The organism is Plantactinospora soyae (assembly GCF_014874095.1).
Lineage (GTDB): Bacteria > Actinomycetota > Actinomycetes > Mycobacteriales > Micromonosporaceae > Plantactinospora > Plantactinospora soyae.
The window spans coordinates 202,285-220,435 of record NZ_JADBEB010000001.1 but is presented as its reverse complement, the minus strand read 5'-3'; the positions used below and the strand labels follow the sequence as shown (position 1 = coordinate 220,435).

Below are 18,151 nucleotides of genomic sequence, written 5' to 3'. Positions count from 1 at the left end.
CGCTGGAGCCCCGGCCGCAACTGCCGCACCGTTACAGAAACCCGCGACCGGAGATTGCTAGGCGTCGCGGCGCAGCGTGAACCAGAAGGTCGGCACGGAGTTGGTGCCCGGTGTGACGTCGATTAGTTCCCAGCCAGGGAACCTGGTGCGGAGCTCGTCGGCTGTGACGCCTGCCGCCCACGACGTGACCTCGGGGATCGGATTGCCGAGCGGCTCGGGGCCGTAGCCGAACATCAGCAACCGTGCTCCGGGAGCGGCGCGATGGGTGAGCCCGGCGGCGTAGGCGTCGCGGCGGTGTAGCGGGACCCCGCAGTAGCAGCTCAGGTCGAAGAACAGGTCGAAGGGGCCCGGCACGTCCAGCTGGTCGAGGCGGGTGGCGTCTCCGTGCAGCAGCCGTACCGCCACTCCCGCCGCCGTAGCCTTCTCCCTGGCCTGATCGACGGCGCTGTCGATCAGGTCGACGGCCGCCACCTCCCAGCCGTGCCGTGCGAGGTAGGTGGCGTTGGTCCCCGTGCCGCAGCCGAGTTCGAGGGCGCGGCCGGGCGGCAGCGCGCCGTGTCCCTCTACCAGGGCGACCAGCTCGGGCGGCGTCACGCCGGTGTCCCACGGTGGCTTGCCGGTGCGGTAGTAGCCCTCCAGTGCGCGGTGGACGGACTCCTCCTCCGGGTCTCGCTGCGTTGAGGCCAGGTCCGGTTCCGGCTTCTGCGTGGCGTTGGGCTGGTTCATCGTTCCCCCAAGAACTTAGAGTTGAACTCTAGTGGTCTACTCTAAAGATAGACTCGCAATATGGACAAGGTCAAGCGGCCGGACAAGCGAGCCGAGCGGTCACGTCGCACCCGTGAAAAGGTCGTCCAGGCGGCTCGCGAGCTGTTCGTCGCGCAGGGTTACGGGGCGACGAGCCTGCAGGAGGTCGCGGACCGGGCGGGCGTGGCCGTCCAGACGGTCTACTTCGTCTTCCGCAACAAGCGCACGCTGTTCAAGGACGTCGTCGACACGTCCATCGCCGGGGACACCGAGCCGGTCGCCACCATGGATCGTGAGTGGTTTCGCGCCGCGTGCGCCGAGCCCACCGCAGCCGGGCAATTGCGCGCGCACGTCCACGGCACCCGCGAGATTCTGGGCCGGGTCGCCCCGATCATGCCGCTGATAGCGGCTGCCGCAGCCACCGACCCTGAGATCGCCGCACAGTGGCCGGACGGCCCCGACCCGCGCTACACCGTGCAGTACGCAGCGGCCGAAGCCCTGGCCGGCAAGCCCGACACCCGTCCTGGCCTCTCCATCGAGATGGCCGCGGACCTGCTGTTCGGCCTGCTCAGCCCGCAGCTCTACCTGATCTTCGTCCGCGACCGCGACTGGTCACCGGACACGTGGGAAGAGTGGGCCCGCACCGCCTTGACCTCCCAACTCTGCGCCGACCCCGGGCTAGGGCGTGTCATGCCGGATCGGGCGCGCCGCTAACGGCGGGGCGGGGCCGTGGCGTCCTTGCGCGGTACGGCCCAGGCGAACCGTTCTTCGCCCGGCGCGGCGGTCCTCAGGTAGTCCAGTTCGGCTCCCTCGGGTAGGACGAAGACAAGGCAGATGTCGAGCACCTCGACCGCCGAATCACCCTCACGGAAGGTGAAGCCCTCGCACGGGTCCTTGCCCGGTTGCCACTGCGGGTCGTCAAGCGGCTCGACGTACTCTCCGTCGGTGTCGACGGCGCGTACCCACCTGTGGATCGAAGGCTTGGGCATGATGCCGGGGCTGTGGTTGCCGAACGTGGTCGGCACGTAGTACGGCGTCCCCGATGGCGCCAGCTCCTCGGTCCCGTCGTTGTGCCGGACGTCGAGTCCGATCAGGTCATCGGGTGTACCCCGCCACACCTCGAACGGAGTGATGGAGATGGCGCCGTCGGCATCGCGCAGGACCGCGACGGGAAGGGTCGCCGGCGTGCCCAGCCGTAGCTTGGTCAGCTCGTCTTCCCCGCAGCCGCCGCAGAGCAGGGCCGCGACCAGCCCGACAGCCAGGGCACGACGCGACATGGACCGAACGCTACCAGCCGGGCCGTCGAGGCCGCCTGGCGTACGTCTGGACGAGGACCCGGTCGAGGCGCAGCTCCGTGAGGTCCTGCAAGGGCCCGGCGGTTCAGGCAAGCTGCGGCGATCAGGGATTGGTGAGGATGTCGTACAGGTCCGGCCTGCACGCGAGGGCGGCGTCCCGCATCGCGGCCACCCGGGCAACCTGCGCAGTCGCGGGCAGCGCCCGCAGGGAGGTCAACGCCCGGTCGACCAGTCCCCGGACCGGGCCCCGCAGGATCTCCGGCGGGACGTCCGCATCCCGCAGCCAGAGTCCGGCGACCGTTCGGGCGGCGTCGATGCGTTCCCAGGTTTCGGTGTCGTCGTCGGCGGCCCCGCACTTCCAGGTGCCGGCGCCGTCGAGGATGTCCTCCTCGATCGAGCCGGCACCGGTGCTGATCGTCCCGTCGCCGGCCACCGTCAGGCTCAAATGGACGGTGTCGTGACGTTGCTCGACGAAGGACCCGTACCCGGCGGTTTCCTGGATCACGGCGGTCGGCGGCGCAGGCAGCCGGCCGAGTGTGGTCAGTGCGCGACGGGCCGGGTCGACGAGCTGCGGCAGGATCGGCTCGTAGAGCCGGGTGACGCATACCCGTGGCTCCCCGTCGGCGCAGACCAGTTCGGCGGCGTGTGGGTGGTGCGGCGCCACGCGATCGGCCGGTGGCAACGTGGCCAGGGCGACGGCCAGACCGAGTACGGCCGGTAGCACGGCGAGGAGTCCCGCCCGGCGGGCACCGGCGACGAGCAGGGCCCAGCCGGTGGCCGCCAGAGCGACGAACCAGATCGCCTGCCCGACGACAGTGCGCCAGCCCACCGTCGAGTACTCGTCCGTCGACCCGAGGTAACCGGGGATCAGCAGCAGCGCACGGGACCCGGTCTCCTCCCAGAGCACCTGCGGGCCGATGATCATCACGAGTCCGCCGAGCGCCAGTAGTGGCGCGGTCAGCCGCGACGGCATCAGCCGGCCGAGCCCGAGGCCGAGTACCCCGGCCGCGGCGACGCCCACCGCGCCGACCAGCACCGGCCAGTACCAACTCGCCGGCCGGTACGACTCGGCCAGCACCGCGCGGGCCGCCCCGTCGAGCAGACTCAGCACCCACCCGGTGGCGAGCAGCCCAGCGAGGAGCACCGCCACCAGGGTCGCCCGCCCGGCGCCGGTACGCGGAGTCGACTCCACCAGCTCGGTGGTCCGCCCCGACCGGTAGCGACGACCGAGCCAGGCGCCAGCGCCCAGGACCAGCGGCCAGAGCAGTCCCAGGTTGTTGTAGTGCACCAGCACCGTCGCCATCCACAGCCCGTCCCAGCGCTCGGCGTCACCGAGCAGGGCCCAGGCGAGGACGGCGGCGAACACGGCGATCGCCGGCACCACCGGGCGACGCAACTCGGCCCAGACGATCCGCAGGGCGTCCTTACCGGGGCGGGCGGACCCGATGGCCGTCACCTCGACGTCCTGCATGTCCCACCTCTCGTCATTCCCAGCACGGGGAACATTCTCGCGATCGAGAACATTATCGTATGTGGGACCGTGAGTCCACGCCAACCGCGCCTACCCGACATCGCCCCGGCGGGCTCAACGCACCTGCGAGAGCTCCTCGTCGATCGGGAGCTGAGGCAGTCCGGGCACCGGCGCCGTGGCCGAGTAGAGCAGGATCAGACCGTCTTCCTCGTCCATCCCGGCGAGCAGATGCGTACCGTCCGCCAGAGTCATCGTCCAGACGCCCTGCGGTTCGGTGTCGCTGTACAACATGTACGCGTCGAAGTGGGCGGTGATCCGTTCGGCGAATTCCCGACGCCCGACCCGGTCGGCCAACCGGCCCTCGATCCCGACGCTGAAGGACATCGCGAAGTGTCCGGAGACCTGCTGGTAGGTACAGAACGCGGCGAACACCAACTCCTGCGGGACATCCCGCAACCCCTCGGCGACCCGGTCCTCGTGGCTCACGAACAGTTCCTGCTCGGGGATCGCAAAGCAGTCCAGCAGGAATGTGCGCAGCTCGATCTCCGGAACCAGGCGGGACAACAGCCCGTCGTAACCGGTGGCTTCCGTCTCCGTCACAAGACCACCCTAGACACGTGGCGGCAGCCGCCACGCCACCGCAACGACGCCGGACAGGGTCCTCTTGAAATGCTCCCCACCACACCGGCAGCCGGCCCGGCAGGAGTGGTCCTGCCTGGCATCCTGCCTGTTTCCCGGCGCCTGGGGTTGCTTGGCTCAGCGTCATGACACACATCTGGAAAGCGACCGCCCGTATGGTGGTCGTCGGGGCACTGGTCGGTGCGGTAGCACTGATCGGCCCCTTCTCCACCTCCGCGTACGCGGAACCCGGTGAGCCGTCCCAGCGGGCGGCGGCCGGGGCCGAATCGATCGTCGATGTGATCCCGGCGGAGACCCTGAACCGGATGGTCGCCCAGATTCCTCTGGTCGATGCCGCCAACGTCATCCGGACCGCCGTCGAGGACACGTCCTCTCCCGGCTACACCGGAATCGGCCTGGTCGACGACCACGTCACCCTCTGGTGGAAGGGCACGCTGCCCGCCGACATCGCGGCGGCGGTGGCGACCGTCCACCGGACCGTACCGGTCGAGGTGGCCAGGTCCACCTACTCCCGCGCGGATCTGGAGAAGGCGGCCGCGAAACTCGCCCCGGTGGTCGAGGCGGACCCCGCCGACGCCGCCCACGCCGTGACGCTGCGCACCGACGGTGCCGGCATCGAGGTCGCCGTCGATGACACGGCCGGCGCCGCGCTGCCGAAGTTGCCGACCACCGGCGTCCGCACCACGATCGTCGAGCGGGACCGGCTCGCCCCGATCTCGCGTAACGCCGACTCGGCACCGTACGACGGTGGGGCGTACATCTCGCCGGGCGGCGGCGCCTACTGCACGGCCGGCTTCGGCGTCCGCGACGCCTCCTCCGACGCCACCCACCTGCTCAGCGCCGGTCACTGCGGGTCTCTCGGCCAGGTGTGGAGCACCGGTGCCGGGACGCCGATCGGTTCCGTCACGCACCGGAACGCGGATCACGACACGATGCTGATCTCGACGCCGACACCCGGCGACCACATCTACGTCGGCGGGGTGAGCGACGAGGTTCGCGCCGAGGTCGTCGGCTGGACCGAGGTGTTTCCCGGGCAGTTCCTCTGCCAGTCCGGTGTCACCTCGGCCGGCGTGCTCGGCGGCCCGATCTGCGACCTCCGGGTCGAGTTCCACTACGACGACCGGGAGGAACTGGTCGAGGCCACCCAGCTCAACGGGGAGCAGGCGGCGCGGCAGGGCGACAGCGGCGGTCCGGTCTACGCGGTCAACGCCGACGGCACGGTGCTCGCCGCGGGGACGACCACCCGGTTCGCCGGGCCCGGCTTCGGTTTCCAGGATTTCGCCACGGCCCGGGACGACTTTGGTGACCTCGTGCCGGCGACCGCCATCCCCGCCAACTGCCGGATCTCCTACGCCGTCACCGACTCGTGGGGCACCGGCTTCAGCGCCAGCGTCACCGTCTACAACGACGGCCCGGCGGTCAATGGCTGGTCGCTCGGCTGGACCTTCCCCAGTGGCCAGCTCATCCAGGGTCACTGGAACGGCGTCTTCCAGCAGACCGGTTCGGCGGTGACGGTGGCCAACGAGAACTACAACGCCGGCATCCCGACCGGCGGTGCGGTGAGCTTCGGTTTCACCGCGAACGGCTCGCCGGTGGCGCCGGCACCCTTCACCCTCAACGGCACCGTCTGCAACTGACCCTGGGAGTCAGGCTGCGCACCAGCACGGCCAGGCACCCGGCACAATCCGGGTTCCGCACGACAGCGGGCCCCGCCGGTAATCCGGCGGGGCCCGCCCGTTCATGACCGTTCAGTCAGCGGACCGGCTGGTCCGGCGCATCCTCGGCCACCGGCCCGATCGCCGGGGCAGGTTGGCTCGCCCGACCGGGACGGCGTTGCCGGACGATGTGCGGCGCTGCCGGGGTCGGCGTCGGATGTCGATCGGGGCCACCGACGACGGGCTCGCCGCCCGGGCGGCGCCGCCGGGGACTGAGAACGCGCATCATCGGCGTCTCGACGAACCGGAACAGCAGCCAGGCGGCGAGCAGACTGACCAGCAGGAGGCCGATCGTGACGACCGGTCCCCGCCATCCCGAGAACCCGCCGGGATGACCGGCGAACCGGAGGATGGCCTTGATCAGGAACACGTGCACCAGATAGAAGGCGAAGGACACCTCGCCGAGCCAGATCAGCGGCCGCGAGCGCCACGGGGACCAGCGACCGGTGACGTCGGCCCGCGCCGCACTGGCGATCACCAGGATGTACCCGAGGGCCAGCACGGTGGTCCAGAGTTCGGCGCGGATCCACTCCATCGACGCCACCCAGATCACGACGAAGATGCCGGTCGAGAGCAGCAGCCCCGGCCCGCGCCACTTGCCCCGCAACAGCAGTTCGGCGGCGGCCACCCCGACCCAGAACTCGAAGGAGCGTACGACCGGGAAGATCTGGGTGAACCACCAGCGGGCGGTCTCCGGCACCAACTCCTGGACCGGCCACATCGACGCGATGAGCAGCGGCATGCCGATCACGACGGCGTACAGCATCCACGGGCGCATCCGGCGGATCAGCGGCAGGACGAACGGCAGGCAGAGGTAGAAGAACATCTCGCAGGCGAGCGACCAGCTGACGTTGTTGACGCTGTAGAAGTAGCCGTCCATCGGCAGCCAGGCCTGGACCAGGAACAGGTTGGCCAGGGCCGCCTTGATGTTGATCGGGTTGTCCCAGTAGATCCAGAGCGCGATGACCACGGCCCAGGTGACCAGGTGGTTGGGATAGATCTTGGCGGCCCGGCGACGCCAGAACGCCCGCTTCGTGTCGTCCGGCCGGGCGGACCAGACCAGGACGAACCCGCTGAGGATGAAGAAGAACTGCACCCCGGACAGGCCCAGGGTGAAGACCCAGTCGATCACGGCCTTGTAGCCGGGCTCGCTGACGATCTGCATGGTCCCGATGTGGAAACCGAAGACCAGCATCGCGGCCACCCAGCGCAGGCCGGTCAGCGACGGCAGCCGGCTCAGCGGCGTACGGGTCGTCGCCGGCACCGGCTCGGCGAGGGTCGTGACGCTGGTCATTCGACCTCTCCGGTGGGCGCTCCGCTGGTCATCTCCACTCCCCGACGGGTACATCGATGGCCAGCACGTACGCCTCCCATCGGTAAGGTTGTCCCGAGATGTCCGGTCGTGCGGGATCCCGGCTGGGTATGCCCGCTCCCGCGGGTCCGTGGGCGACCCTATCCGGTACGGCCGGGTACGGCTCCCGGCACGTATCGCCCGCCGGCCCGCAGCGCCGACACGTCCTGGTCACCCCGATGTCGCCGATCGTGCCGGGGCGGGCGCGGCTAGGCTCCCCCGATGGGGGAGGTGGTCGCCGTGCGGCCGAAGAACATCGTGGTGCGGGCCCGCCGTTCCGGTGGTCCTGCCGGCCGTCGCGCCGGAGCGTCGAGCTGGTTGAGCGGCGGGGTGGCCAACGCGGCCGGGCTGGCCGCCGGCTACGCCCTGGACGCGTTGCTCGGCGATCCCCGCCGAGGACATCCCGTCGCCGGGTTCGGAACCTTGGCCGGCGCGCTCGAACGCCGGATCTACCAGCCACGGCGGTCGGCCGGAGTGGCGTACACGGCGCTGGCGGTCGGCGTACCCGTGGTGCTGGCCGGGGCGGCGGCGGCCGCGACCCGGGACCGGCCCCTGGCCCGCGCGGTGCTGGTCGCGGCCGGGACCTGGACCGTGCTCGGCGGCCGCACGCTGCGCCGGGAGGCGGAGACGATGGGTCGGGCACTGCGCCGGGACGACCTGCCGGCCGCACGACGCCGGCTGGGGCACCTGTGCGGCCGGGACCCGTCGGCGCTGGACGAGGCCGAACTCGCCCGCGCCACCGTGGAGTCCGTCGCGGAGAACACCTCCGACGCGGTGGTCGCGCCGCTGGTCTGGGGCGCCGTGGCCGGACTGCCCGGCCTGCTCGGCTACCGGGCGGCCAACACGCTGGACGCGATGGTCGGACACCGGTCGGACCGGTACGCCCGGTTCGGCACCGCCGCCGCGCGCCTCGACGACCTGCTCAACCTGCTGCCGTCCCGGCTGACCGGACTGCTCACCGTCGCCGCCGCGCCGCTGGTCCGGGGCGACCGGAGTCGGGCCTGGCACGTCTGGCGGCGGGACCGGGATGATCACCCGAGTCCGAACGCCGGCCAGTGTGAGGCGGCGATGGCAGGTGCCCTCGGTGTCCGGCTCGGTGGCCGTAACGTCTACTTCGGACGCTCGGAGGTACGGCCGTTCCTCGGTGACGGACCCCGGCCGGAGGCCCGGCACATCAGTCGGGCCGCCCGACTCTCCGGCACGGTCGGGCTCGCCGCCCTCGGCGTCACGGTGGCGTACGCGGCGAGCAGCCGACCCCGGCGCGCCTGCGTCCGCTGGATCGCCACGCGGTTGCGGCCAGCCCGGTGAGCGGTGGTCGGTCAAGTCCGGTGGGTGGGGGGCTGCTGGTGGCCGGCACCACCTCGGACGCGGGCAAGAGCGTGCTCACCGCCGGCATCTGTCGCTGGCTGCACCGCCAGGGCGTCAGCGTGGCCCCGTTCAAGGCACAGAACATGTCCAACAACTCGGCGGTGGTGATCGGGCCGGACGGCCGGGGCGGCGAGATCGGCCGGGCGCAGGCGATGCAGGCCGCCGCCTGCGGACTCCCCCCGGACCTGCGGTTCAATCCGGTGCTGCTCAAGCCCGGCAGCGACCGGTCCAGTCAGGTGGTCCTGCTCGGCCAGGCCGTCGACACGGTCACCGCCGGCAATTTCCGCAGCCTCCGACCCCGACTCGCCGCGACCGCCTTCGAGGCGCTCGCCGAACTGCGCGCCGAGTACGACGTCGTCATCTGCGAGGGGGCGGGCAGCCCCACCGAGATCAATCTGCGGGACAGCGACTACACCAACATGGGGCTGGCCCGGCACGCCGGACTGCCGACGATCGTGGTCGGTGACATCGACCGGGGCGGTGTCTTCGCGTCGATGTTCGGCACGGTGGCGCTGCTGGACGCCGCCGACCAGGATCTCGTCGCGGGCTTCGTGATCAACAAGTTCCGGGGGGACCTGGGACTGCTCCGACCCGGGCTCGACATGCTGACCCAGGTGACCGGGCGGCCGACGTACGGGGTGCTGCCGTGGGAGGTCGACCTGTGGCTGGACGCCGAGGACTCGCTCGCCTACGGCCGGGTACTGGGCCGACCGGCGGCACCCGTCGGCGCGCAGTGGCTGGACGTGGCGGTCGTCCGGCTACCCCGGATCTCCAATGCCACCGACGTCGAGGCACTGGCCACCGAACCGGGCGTACGGGTCCGGCTGACCGTCGAGCCGGCCGAGGTGGCCGCCGCCGACCTCGTCGTACTGCCCGGGACCAAGTCGACCGTCGACGACCTGGAGTGGCTGCGGCGTACCGGACTGGCTGACGTCGTACACGCGCACGCCGCCGCCGGACGGCCGCTGCTCGGCATCTGCGGCGGCTTCCAGATGCTCGCCCGGAGCATCGACGACGAGGTGGAGAGCGGACGCGGTCGGGTCGCCGGGCTCGGACTCCTGCCCATCGAGATCACCTTTGGCGCCGCCAAGACCGTGACCCGCTCGGTGGGCGCGGCATTCGGCTCGGTGCCGGTGCGCGGCTACGAGATCCACCACGGGTACGTCTCCGACGCCGACCCGGCGCTGCCACCCCTGATCCGCGCCGCCGACGGCCGGGTGGAGGGCGCCGCAGTCGGGCATCTCTTCGGTACGCACTGGCACGGCGCGTTCTCCTCGGACGACTTCCGGCGCAGGTTCCTCACCGAGGCGGCCCGGCTGGCCGGCCGGCACGGCTTCCAGGTTGCCCCGGACACCTCGTTCGCCGCCGCCCGGGAACGCACCCTGGACCTCATCGGTGACCTGGTGGAGGAACACCTGGACACCGACGCGCTGTGGCGGCTCATCGAGCGGGGCCCACCCGCCGGGCTGCCCTTCGTGCCACCCGGAGCACCGCCGTCGAGCGGAGTGCCGCCGTCGAGCGGAGTGCCGCCGTCGGGTGAATCGCCGCCGCGTACGCGGCCGTCGACGCTGGCCACCACCCGCCCCGCGTCGGGTTAGCGCCGTACGTCGGCGGGCCCGTCAGCGCACGGCAGTCCGGCCCGCCGCCAGGCCTCGAAGCCGCCGATCAGATCCGTCGCCCGCCACAGGCCCAGGGCACGCAGGCTGGCCGCCGCCAGGCTGGAGCTGTAGCCCTGCCGGCACACCACGACGATCTCCACGTCGTAGTCGACCGCCTCCGGGATCCGGGCCGCGCTCGCCGGGTCGAGCCGCCATTCGAGCACGGTACGGTCGATCACCAGCGCCCCGGGCAGCTCACCCTGCTCCGCGCGCTGCGGATCGGTCCGGGTGTCCACCAGCAGCGCCCCGCGTCGGGTCGCCGTCACCGTCTCCTCCGGGGTCAACCGACGTACCCCCGCGCGGGCGTGGGCCAGCAGTGCCGCCACGCCCCGATTTTGATCTTCCACCGGGCCATTGTCTCCCTGCTCGGGAAGGTCGGGCAGTAGGGTCGGGCAGATGCCGGACGTGGTCGAGTCGTACCCGGACCTGGCCGCGCGGATTCTGGGCCGGGCCGCCCGGCTGGGGCGTACCCGGCTGGTCGCGGTGGACGGGCCGAGCGGCGCCGGCAAGAGCAGCTTCGCCGGACGGCTGGCGGCGGCGCTGCCCGGGACACCGGTGGTGAACACCGACGACCTGCTCGACGGCTGGGCGGACCAGTTCAGCTTCTGGCCCCGACTGGACGAGTGGGTGCTCGGCCCGCTCCGTGCCGGTCGGCCGGGGCGCTACCGCCGGTACGACTGGGCGGCCGGCGGCTTCACCGAGGAGTGGATTCCGGTCCCGCCCGCCCCGGTGGTGATCCTCGAAGGGGTGTCCAGCGCCCGGGCCGCCATCGCCGCCGAACTGACCTTCGCCGTCTTCGTGACCGCTCCGGCGGGGCTGCGGCGGAGCCGTACGCTCGCCCGGGACGGCGCCGCAATACTGCCCCAGCTCACCGTGTGGCGGCGCGCCGAGCGGGTGCACTTCGCGGCGGACCGTACCGCCGAGCGGGCCGACCTGGTGGTGGACGGCGCCGCCGCCCCGGCAAAGGACGGGTCCGGCCGGTTCGTCCGGCTCGGCGGGAAGAGTTGACCGACGCCGGCCCATGGACGTATCCGGGCGACTGGGGCACGATCGGCAGGACAGGCCGACGTACCGCGAGCGGGGGCGCACCATGACGACAGGCGGTACGGGCGGCACTCCGGCTCGGCGGCGGGTCGTACTCACCGGCATCAGTTCCCGGGCCTGGGAGCATCCGGCCGACCGGGGTGCGCTCACCGCGCTGCGTGAGTTGCGCGGCTTCGACGACGTAGTCAAGGCGTTCTTCGGGATGTGGAACGAGCGGGGCTTCCGGCTCTCCTACCTGGCCGCCGCCATCCGGGTCGACCACCGGCAGTATCCCCGGGTCTACCGCCTCTACGCCGAGGCCGGCGCGGCACTCGACGTGGCCGAACTGCCGGAACTCTTCGTGACGCAGTCGCCGTGGCTGACCGGCGAGGCGATCGGGCTCGACCGGCCGTTCATCGTGATCAGTTCGGCCTGCGTGAACCAGTTCGACGACGACGAGCTGCGCTTCCTGCTCGGCCACGAACTGGGCCACGTGGGCAGCGGCCACGCGGTCTACAAGACCATCCTGACGATCCTCACCCGCTGGGCGGCCAACCTGAGCTGGCTGCCGGTCGGCGCGATCGCGCTCCGGGCGATCATCGCCGCGATGCTGGAATGGTGGCGCAAGGCGGAGCTGTCGGGCGACCGGGCCGGGCTGCTCGCCGGGCAGGATCCAGCGGCGGCGCTGCGGGTGCTGATGAAGATGGCCGGCGGCGGCGATCTGAGCCAGATCGACACCACCGCCTTCCTGGAGCAGGCCTCGGAGTACGACGGCGGCGGCGACCTGCGGGACAGCCTGCACAAGATCCGGATGACCGCCTGGAGCACCCATCCGGTGCCGGTGGCCCGAGCCGCCGACTCGCGCCGGTGGGTCGACTCCGGCGAGTACGCCCGGCTGCTCGGCGGCGACTACCCGCGCCGGGAGGACGACGCGATGACGTCCGTCTCCGCCGAGATCAAGGCGGCCGCGGAGTCGTACCGGGAGGCTTTCGGTCGTTCCCAGGACCCGCTCGTCGGGTTGCTGCGCCGGCTCGGCGACGGGGCCAGCGACGTCGGCGAGTGGGCCGGCGGCGGTGCCGGCCGGGCCCGCTCGTGGATGAACGCCGCCGGCGAGGCCGCGACCCGGGCCGCCGGTCGTACCCGCCGGGGTACGAGACCGGACGGCGGTACGCCGGGGGCGGGCGACCCGGCACCGGCCGACGAGACCGGCCCGGCCGGCGGGGACGCTACCGACGACCGGCCCTAGCCCGGAACGCTGCTGCTGGCCCCTCGGCGCTCCTCCCCGCCCGGACGTTACTTGTGCCCGGCCATCGCCTGGTCAGGCGATGCGCCCTCGTCGGCTGTCGGCGCGGGGCTCGGCCGATTGGCGGCCGCGACGGCGCCTACGATCTTTCCCATGACCACGACTATCCGCACTGAGTCCGAACTGCGTGCCGCGATCGAGCGCGAGTTGCCCGGCGTCCGGGCCGACCTGGAGCGGCTGGTCCGGATCCCCGGCATCGCCTTCGACGGCTTCGACCACTCCCAGGTCGAGCGCTCGGCGGAGGCGGTCGCCGAACTGCTGCGCGGGTGTTCCCTCGACGTGCGGGTGGTGCGGTCCGGTGGCCAGCCGGCGGTGATCGGTCGGCGCCCGGCGCCACCCGGCGCCCCCACCGTCATGCTGTACGCACACCACGACGTGCAACCGGTCGGTGACCTCTCGCTCTGGCAGAGTGACCCGTTCGAGCCGGTGGAACGCGACGGTCGGCTCTACGGCCGGGGCGCCGCCGACGACAAGGCCGGCGTGATGGCGCACGTCGCGGCGCTGCGGGCCTTCGGTGACGCGCTACCGGTCGGCGTGGTGCTGTTCGTCGAGGGCGAGGAGGAGTACGGCTCCGACTCCCTGGAGCGGCTGCTCAAGGAGCACCGGGAAGAGATCGCGGCCGACGTGATCGTGATCGCCGACTCGATGAACTGGGACATCGGCGTACCGGCGCTGACAACCTCGCTGCGCGGCGTCGTCAACTGCTTCGTGGAGGTCCGTACCCTGTCGCAGGCGGTGCACAGCGGGATGTTCGGCGGCGCCGTACCGGACGCGCTGACCACGCTCTGCCGGCTCCTCGCCACCCTGCACGACGACGCCGGCGACGTCGCGGTAGCGGGACTGGTCGGTGCGGAGGGCGCCTCCGTGGACTATCCGGAGGACCGGCTGCGGGCCGAGGCCGGGATGCTCGACGGTGTGTCGTTCATCGGCACCGGTCGGCTGACCGACCGCTTCTGGAACAAGCCGGCGATCTCGGTGATCGGGCTGGACGCGCCGGCCACCGGCGAGGCGCCGAACGCGTTGGTGCCGGCCGCGAAGGCGAAACTGAGCGTACGGCTGGCGCCGGGCGACGAGGCCGCGAAGGCGTACGCCGCGCTGACCGAGCACCTGCGTCGGAACGCGCCGTTCGGTGCCTCGGTGACGGTGACGCTGGAGCACGACGGTGAGCCGTGCGTGATCGACGCGACGGGGCCGATGTACGACGCCGCGCGGGCCGCCTTCCGGACCGCCTGGGACGGCGTCGATCCGGTGGACATCGGGGTCGGCGGGTCGATCCCGTTCATCGACACCTTCCGGCAGATGTTCCCGAAGGCGGCGATCCTGGTGACCGGGGTCGAGGATCCGTACGCGCGGGCGCACGGCCCGAACGAGAGCCTGCACCTGGGGGAGTTCGCCCGGGTCTGCCTGGCCGAGGCGCTGCTGCTCGCCAAGGTGGCGGAGGTTGCCGAAACGGCTGCCGCCGACTGACCCGGGTACGGCCGGGCTGACGTGCCGGGGTCGTGATCGGCTGATACCGGTCACGACCCCGGTCGGGGATAGCCGAACTTCTCATGCTTCGGGGATCCGTGGGGGGAAAGTGGAGAAAGCGCCCGGCCGGACCGTCGAGCCGCTAGGATTTAGCACATGAGTACGAACGAGGCGATCGCGCGGCTTGATGCCGCGGTCAGTGCGCTGCGGGACGTCGACGTCTCCGCGTGGTCCGAGGATGCGCTCCGGGACCAGCTCGGCGAGCTTTCCACCGTTCTCTGTGCGCTCGATGCCGCCCTTGCCCGGGTGGCCGACGGCGTACGCGCCCGTGGCCTACGCATCGAGGAGGCGGTTCCCGCCTGACCTCTTCCGGACCGGCCCGCGATGCCGGAGCGGCCGGAAGTTGTCGGTAGGTGCTGCCAGGATGGAGCCGTGCGCTTCGTTGACCTGGCAGCCACCTCCGCCGCCGTCGCCGCGACCTCCGGCCGGCGTGCCAAGGTCGAGCTGCTCGCCGGGGCGTTACGGAATCTCGGGCCCGACGAGATCGCGGCCGGCTCGGCGTACCTCGCCGGGGAGGTGCGGCAGCGGCAGACCGGCGTCGGCTACGCCAGCCTCCGCGAGTTGCCGCCGGTGGCTGAGCAGCCCTCGCTGACCGTGGCCGGCGTCGACGCCGCCATCGCCGGGCTCGCCGAGGTCCGTGGGCCGGGTTCCCAGTCCCGCCGCCGTGAGCTGCTGGCCGCCCTGTTCGGTGCCGCCACCGCCGACGAGCGCCGGATGCTGCTCGGCCTGTTCAGCGGGGAAGTCCGCCAGGGCGCGCAGGCCGGCCTGCTGGCCGAGGCGATCGCCCAGGCGGCCGGGGTCCCGCTTCCCATGGTTCGCCGGGCTCTGCTGCTGGCCGGCGACCTGAAGACCGTGGCGGTCGCCGCGCTCACCGGCGGCGCCGGAGCGCTGGCCGAGTTCGCGTTGGAGGTGGGTCGGCCCCTCTCCCCGATGCTCGCCCAGAGCGCGGCCTCGGTCGACGACGCCCTCACCTCGGTCGGGTTGCCGGCGGTGGTCGACGTCAAACTCGACGGGATCCGCATCCAGGTGCACCGCTCGGGTAACGACATCGCGGTCTTCACCCGCAGCCTCGACGAGATCACCTCCCGGGTTCCCGAAGTGGTCGCCGCGGTACGCGCCCTGCCGGCCCGCGAGCTGGTGCTCGACGGTGAGGCGATCGCGCTCGACGCCTCGGGGCGGCCACGACCGTTCCAGGAGACCGCCAGCCGGGCCGCCACCAGAGGCGCCCGGCGGGCCGTCCTGGCGGAGTCGGCCGGCGCGCACGAGGGCGGGACCCGCAGCTTCGGCGCCGAGCCGGTCGAATCGCCCGAAGCCGGTTCGGCACGTACGTCGGGCGGGGCGCCGGTGGACATCTCCGAGATACCCCGGATCGGCACCTCCGGAACGGCACCCGCGACGATCCCCGGGCCGGACCGACCGGTGGCCGCCGCGCCGTCGGTGCTCGCGGCGGCCAGCACGAGTGGTGCGACGGTGCTGACCCCGTACTTCTTCGACCTGCTCCACCTCGACGGCGTCGACCTGCTCGACGCGCCCGGACATCGGCGCTGGGACGCGCTCGCCGGCATCCTCACGCCGGCCCAACTCGTCGAGCGGATCACGATTGAGACGGCGGAGCAGGCCGCCACGGCGTTCGCCGACGCGGTCGACGCCGGCCACGAGGGCATCGTGGTCAAGGACCCGAACGCGCCGTACGACGCCGGGCGGCGGGGCTCCGCCTGGGTGAAGGTGAAGCCGAGGCACACGCTCGACCTCGTGGTGCTTGCCGTGGAGTGGGGCAGCGGCCGGCGCAAGGGCTGGTTGTCGAATCTGCACCTCGGTGCGCGCGATCCGGACAGCGGCGGCTTCGTGATGCTCGGCAAGACGTTCAAGGGGCTCACCGACGAGTTGCTGCGCTGGCAGACGGAGCGGTTCCAGGAGTTGGCGGTGGACCGGGGCGACTGGGTGGTCCGGGTCCGGCCCGAGCAGGTGGTGGAGATCGCGTTCGACGGGGTGCAGAGCAGCCCGCGCTATCCGGGCGGGGTGGCGCTGCGCTTCGCGCGGGTGCTGCGCTACCGCGAGGACAAGACCGCCGCGGAGGCGGACACCATCGAGACCGTACGGGCCATCCACGCCGGTCGGCATCCCGCCTGACGGTCGGTACGTTCAGATTGCGGCCAGCGACCTCACGTAGTTGACCTGCTGGTGGATCTGCTGCACCTGCGGTTCGCTGGTGACGGGGATCCGGGCGACGTACTGCCTCGGTCCGTTGGTCACGGTCACCTGCACCGTGCCACGGTGGATGGTCTCCTTGATCAACAGGAACAGCAGGCTGAACACCGTCAGTACGCAGAAGCCGAGGACCGCCACGACGATCGCCCAGGTCGGTGTCTTCTGCTCGCTCTGCCAGTAGTCCGCGACGTGCCACTGGGTACCGGCCAGGGGGATCTCGCCGCTCGGCGTGCGCACAGTGGACGACGTCACCGCGATCTCACCGATCTGCGCGATGACTGGTTCCGGTCCGGCCGCCGGTCGCCACGGCAGGCCGCTGACCGGCTGCCCACCACCCGGGTACGGCTGGCCCGGCACCGGGTACGCCTGCGTCGGGACCGGGTACGCCTGCGTCGGGACCGGATGGTGCGGTGCCGCTGCGGCGTACGGGTCGCCGGTCCCCGGGTACGAGGACGGCGGAGCCGGCGGGGTCGGCGGTAGGGGTGCGGTCGGCGGATATGCCGGCGAGACCGAGGCGTCGGTCGGCCACGGATCCGTGGGCGGTGGAACTTCCGACGACCCGCTCGGGTCCACGCTCATGCCGGGCTCCTCCCCAGGGTCAGCACGCGTTCCGCAGACCCTAACCCGGGCCGGCGTGCCACGACATCGGTAGGTATGCGCCCGGCGTCCGGATCAGACTGAACGGGGGAGCGAACAACGCCGAACCGGCGTGCTCAGGGGCGAGGAGTGGGAGCCGGCTCGCCCAGCCGGTCCTGACCACTCAGCCGGTCCTGACCGCCCAGCCGGTCCTGGCCCAGTCGGTCCTGACCTGCCCGGTCGCGGTCGCCGCCGTTGTTGCCGGGGCCGCCGTGTGCCTCCCGGCGGGCCGCCCAGCCGAACCCGACCAGGGCCAGGACCGCGAACAGCCACCACTGGACGACGTACCCGCCGTTCTGCCAGTCGTTCTCGTGCCGGATCGGTATCGCCGAGAAGACCGGGTCGGCGGCCGGTGTCTGCTCGTCCAGCAGCAGGTACCCGTGGTAGATCGGGTACGGCAGCTCACGCGCCAGGACAGGTACGGCGACCCGACGGGTCTCGATCCGGCCGTCGCGACGGACGACGGCGTCGGGCTTGCTCTCCGACAGGTGTACCCGGCCGACCACGGTCACCTCGCCGGACGGGGCGGCCGGCACCTCGGGCCGGGCCAGCGCACTGCCGCCGGAAGCCGGTGGGATCCATCCCCGGTCCACCAGGACGGCGCTGCCGTCGGCGAGGAGCAACGGGGTGAGCACCTCGAATCCGACCTTGCTCTCGACCGTACGGCTGCGGATCAGGATCACGTTCGTGTCGTCGTACCGCCCGGTGATGGTGACCCGGGTCCAGGCAGCCTCGGCCGGGGGTGCCTGACCCGTCGTACCGGCCGTACCGGCGGGGGCGGGCAGGACCTGGCCCACCGGCACCGGCGGCACCTTCGCGGTGGTGTCGATCCGCTCGTTGATCGCCGCCCGCTCCTGGTAGCGACTGAGCTGCCAGTTGCCGAGCAGCACCATCACCACGGCCGCAGCCAGGGTCAGGGCCAGAATGCCCAGCCAGCGGGGCGTGAGCAGGAACCGGTACACAGCGATGAGGTTACCCGGACCGCCAGGGCGGTTCCCCAGGTGGCCGGCTCGGCGGTCCAGCCCGCCGCCCGCCGCCGGGTATCCTCACGCGCGTCGGTCCGATCGACGGGTCGGGCCGCACCAGCTCCGCCGCACCACCGTCCGCCAGCACCACCGTCCGCACCACTGTTTCGCCAGTACCACCGTCCGCAGCACCGCCCGTCGTCATCGTCATTCGCACCGCCCGCATCGGGCTGGTGTCCGCGTACCGA

General features: G+C 72.0%; 17 protein-coding genes. 9 read left to right on the top strand and 8 right to left on the bottom strand.

Features of this window, described 5'->3' with window-relative positions; all coding sequences use genetic code 11:
• Positions 1-57: 57 nt before the first annotated feature.
• Positions 58-726, bottom strand: coding sequence for a class I SAM-dependent methyltransferase (locus tag H4W31_RS00935; protein ID WP_192764893.1), 669 nt, complete (start codon positions 724-726; stop codon positions 58-60).
• A 60-nt stretch (positions 727-786) separates the two neighbouring features.
• On the opposite strand from H4W31_RS00935, the gene H4W31_RS00930 reads away from it, so the two are divergent.
• A complete protein-coding gene (locus tag H4W31_RS00930; protein WP_192764892.1) occupies positions 787-1,458 on the top strand; it encodes a TetR/AcrR family transcriptional regulator in 672 nt (223 codons plus the stop codon).
• On the opposite strand, the gene H4W31_RS00925 is transcribed toward H4W31_RS00930, so the two are convergent.
• The 3 genes from H4W31_RS00925 to H4W31_RS00915 form a co-directional block, all read right to left on the bottom strand.
• Positions 1,455-2,021 (bottom strand): hypothetical protein, encoded by a 567-nt coding sequence (locus H4W31_RS00925; RefSeq protein ID WP_192764891.1) that lies wholly within the window; start codon positions 2,019-2,021, stop codon positions 1,455-1,457. The genes H4W31_RS00930 and H4W31_RS00925 overlap by 4 nt on opposite strands.
• A 121-nt stretch (positions 2,022-2,142) precedes the next feature.
• Positions 2,143-3,510, bottom strand: coding sequence for a hypothetical protein (locus H4W31_RS00920; RefSeq protein WP_192764890.1), 1,368 nt, complete (start codon positions 3,508-3,510; stop codon positions 2,143-2,145).
• 114 nt (positions 3,511-3,624) lie between these two features.
• Complete coding sequence (locus tag H4W31_RS00915) at positions 3,625-4,110, bottom strand: hypothetical protein (protein WP_192764889.1); 486 nt, start codon at positions 4,108-4,110, stop codon at positions 3,625-3,627.
• A gap of 164 nt (positions 4,111-4,274) precedes the next feature.
• On the opposite strand from H4W31_RS00915, the gene H4W31_RS00910 reads away from it, so the two are divergent.
• Complete coding sequence (locus H4W31_RS00910; protein ID WP_192764888.1) at positions 4,275-5,786, top strand: cellulose binding domain-containing protein; 1,512 nt, start codon at positions 4,275-4,277, stop codon at positions 5,784-5,786.
• A gap of 115 nt (positions 5,787-5,901) precedes the next feature.
• Here H4W31_RS00910 and H4W31_RS00905 read toward each other — a convergent pair whose 3' ends face one another.
• A complete protein-coding gene (locus H4W31_RS00905) occupies positions 5,902-7,158 on the bottom strand; it encodes an acyltransferase family protein (RefSeq protein WP_192764887.1) in 1,257 nt (418 codons plus the stop codon).
• 279 nt (positions 7,159-7,437) lie between these two features.
• Between H4W31_RS00905 and H4W31_RS00900 the strand changes: the two genes are divergently transcribed.
• Positions 7,438-8,523, top strand: coding sequence for a cobalamin biosynthesis protein (locus tag H4W31_RS00900; RefSeq protein ID WP_192764886.1), 1,086 nt, complete (start codon positions 7,438-7,440; stop codon positions 8,521-8,523).
• 20 nt (positions 8,524-8,543) lie between these two features.
• Complete coding sequence (locus H4W31_RS00895; RefSeq protein ID WP_318782962.1) at positions 8,544-10,181, top strand: cobyric acid synthase; 1,638 nt, start codon at positions 8,544-8,546, stop codon at positions 10,179-10,181.
• Here the strand turns inward: H4W31_RS00895 and H4W31_RS00890 are convergent.
• Entirely contained in the window at positions 10,178-10,588 is a 411-nt protein-coding gene (locus H4W31_RS00890) for a rhodanese-like domain-containing protein (RefSeq protein ID WP_318782961.1), read from the bottom strand. The genes H4W31_RS00895 and H4W31_RS00890 overlap by 4 nt on opposite strands.
• 49 nt (positions 10,589-10,637) lie before the next feature.
• On the opposite strand from H4W31_RS00890, the gene H4W31_RS00885 reads away from it, so the two are divergent.
• The 5 genes from H4W31_RS00885 to H4W31_RS00865 all read left to right on the top strand — a co-directional run bounded on the left by H4W31_RS00885 (position 10,638) and on the right by H4W31_RS00865 (position 16,224).
• Positions 10,638-11,249 (top strand): uridine kinase family protein, encoded by a 612-nt coding sequence (locus H4W31_RS00885; protein ID WP_192764885.1) that lies wholly within the window; start codon positions 10,638-10,640, stop codon positions 11,247-11,249.
• Between the two features lie 82 nt (positions 11,250-11,331).
• Positions 11,332-12,510 carry a M48 family metallopeptidase gene (locus H4W31_RS00880; protein WP_192764884.1) on the top strand — a complete coding sequence of 393 codons (1,179 nt, stop codon included), beginning with the start codon at positions 11,332-11,334 and terminating at the stop codon, positions 12,508-12,510.
• Between the two features lie 150 nt (positions 12,511-12,660).
• Positions 12,661-14,034 (top strand): dipeptidase, encoded by a 1,374-nt coding sequence (locus H4W31_RS00875; protein WP_192764883.1) that lies wholly within the window; start codon positions 12,661-12,663, stop codon positions 14,032-14,034.
• Between the two features lie 156 nt (positions 14,035-14,190).
• Entirely contained in the window at positions 14,191-14,397 is a 207-nt protein-coding gene (locus H4W31_RS00870) for a hypothetical protein (RefSeq protein ID WP_192764882.1), read from the top strand.
• 69 nt (positions 14,398-14,466) lie between these two features.
• The gene (locus tag H4W31_RS00865; RefSeq protein WP_192764881.1) at positions 14,467-16,224 is read left to right on the top strand and encodes an ATP-dependent DNA ligase; all 1,758 of its coding nucleotides are present in this window, start codon (positions 14,467-14,469) and stop codon (positions 16,222-16,224) included.
• Positions 16,225-16,236: 12 nt separating this feature from the next.
• Here the strand turns inward: H4W31_RS00865 and H4W31_RS42370 are convergent, their stop codons facing one another.
• Both H4W31_RS42370 and H4W31_RS00855 read right to left on the bottom strand, forming a co-directional pair.
• Positions 16,237-16,881 carry a hypothetical protein gene (locus H4W31_RS42370; protein WP_225945334.1) on the bottom strand — a complete coding sequence of 215 codons (645 nt, stop codon included), beginning with the start codon at positions 16,879-16,881 and terminating at the stop codon, positions 16,237-16,239.
• A gap of 134 nt (positions 16,882-17,015) precedes the next feature.
• Positions 17,016-17,906, bottom strand: a complete 891-nt coding sequence (locus H4W31_RS00855; protein WP_318783695.1) for an SURF1 family cytochrome oxidase biogenesis protein — start codon at positions 17,904-17,906, stop codon at positions 17,016-17,018.
• Positions 17,907-18,151: the final 245 nt, after the last annotated feature.

Bases quoted from the DNA above. Each gene is read 5' to 3' on its own strand.
- H4W31_RS00935 (WP_192764893.1), bottom strand. From the start codon at position 726: ATGAACCAGCCCAACGCCACGCAGAAGCCGGAACCGGACCTGGCCTCA.
- H4W31_RS00930 (WP_192764892.1), top strand. From the start codon at position 787: ATGGACAAGGTCAAGCGGCCGGACAAGCGAGCCGAGCGGTCACGTCGC.
- H4W31_RS00925 (WP_192764891.1), bottom strand. From the start codon at position 2,021: ATGTCGCGTCGTGCCCTGGCTGTCGGGCTGGTCGCGGCCCTGCTCTGC.
- H4W31_RS00920 (WP_192764890.1), bottom strand. From the start codon at position 3,510: ATGCAGGACGTCGAGGTGACGGCCATCGGGTCCGCCCGCCCCGGTAAG.
- H4W31_RS00910 (WP_192764888.1), top strand. From the start codon at position 4,275: ATGACACACATCTGGAAAGCGACCGCCCGTATGGTGGTCGTCGGGGCA.
- H4W31_RS00905 (WP_192764887.1), bottom strand. From the start codon at position 7,158: ATGACCAGCGTCACGACCCTCGCCGAGCCGGTGCCGGCGACGACCCGT.
- H4W31_RS00900 (WP_192764886.1), top strand. From the start codon at position 7,438: ATGGGGGAGGTGGTCGCCGTGCGGCCGAAGAACATCGTGGTGCGGGCC.
- H4W31_RS00885 (WP_192764885.1), top strand. From the start codon at position 10,638: ATGCCGGACGTGGTCGAGTCGTACCCGGACCTGGCCGCGCGGATTCTG.
- H4W31_RS00880 (WP_192764884.1), top strand. From the start codon at position 11,332: ATGACGACAGGCGGTACGGGCGGCACTCCGGCTCGGCGGCGGGTCGTA.
- H4W31_RS00875 (WP_192764883.1), top strand. From the start codon at position 12,661: ATGACCACGACTATCCGCACTGAGTCCGAACTGCGTGCCGCGATCGAG.
- H4W31_RS00870 (WP_192764882.1), top strand. From the start codon at position 14,191: ATGAGTACGAACGAGGCGATCGCGCGGCTTGATGCCGCGGTCAGTGCG.
- H4W31_RS42370 (WP_225945334.1), bottom strand. From the start codon at position 16,881: ATGAGCGTGGACCCGAGCGGGTCGTCGGAAGTTCCACCGCCCACGGAT.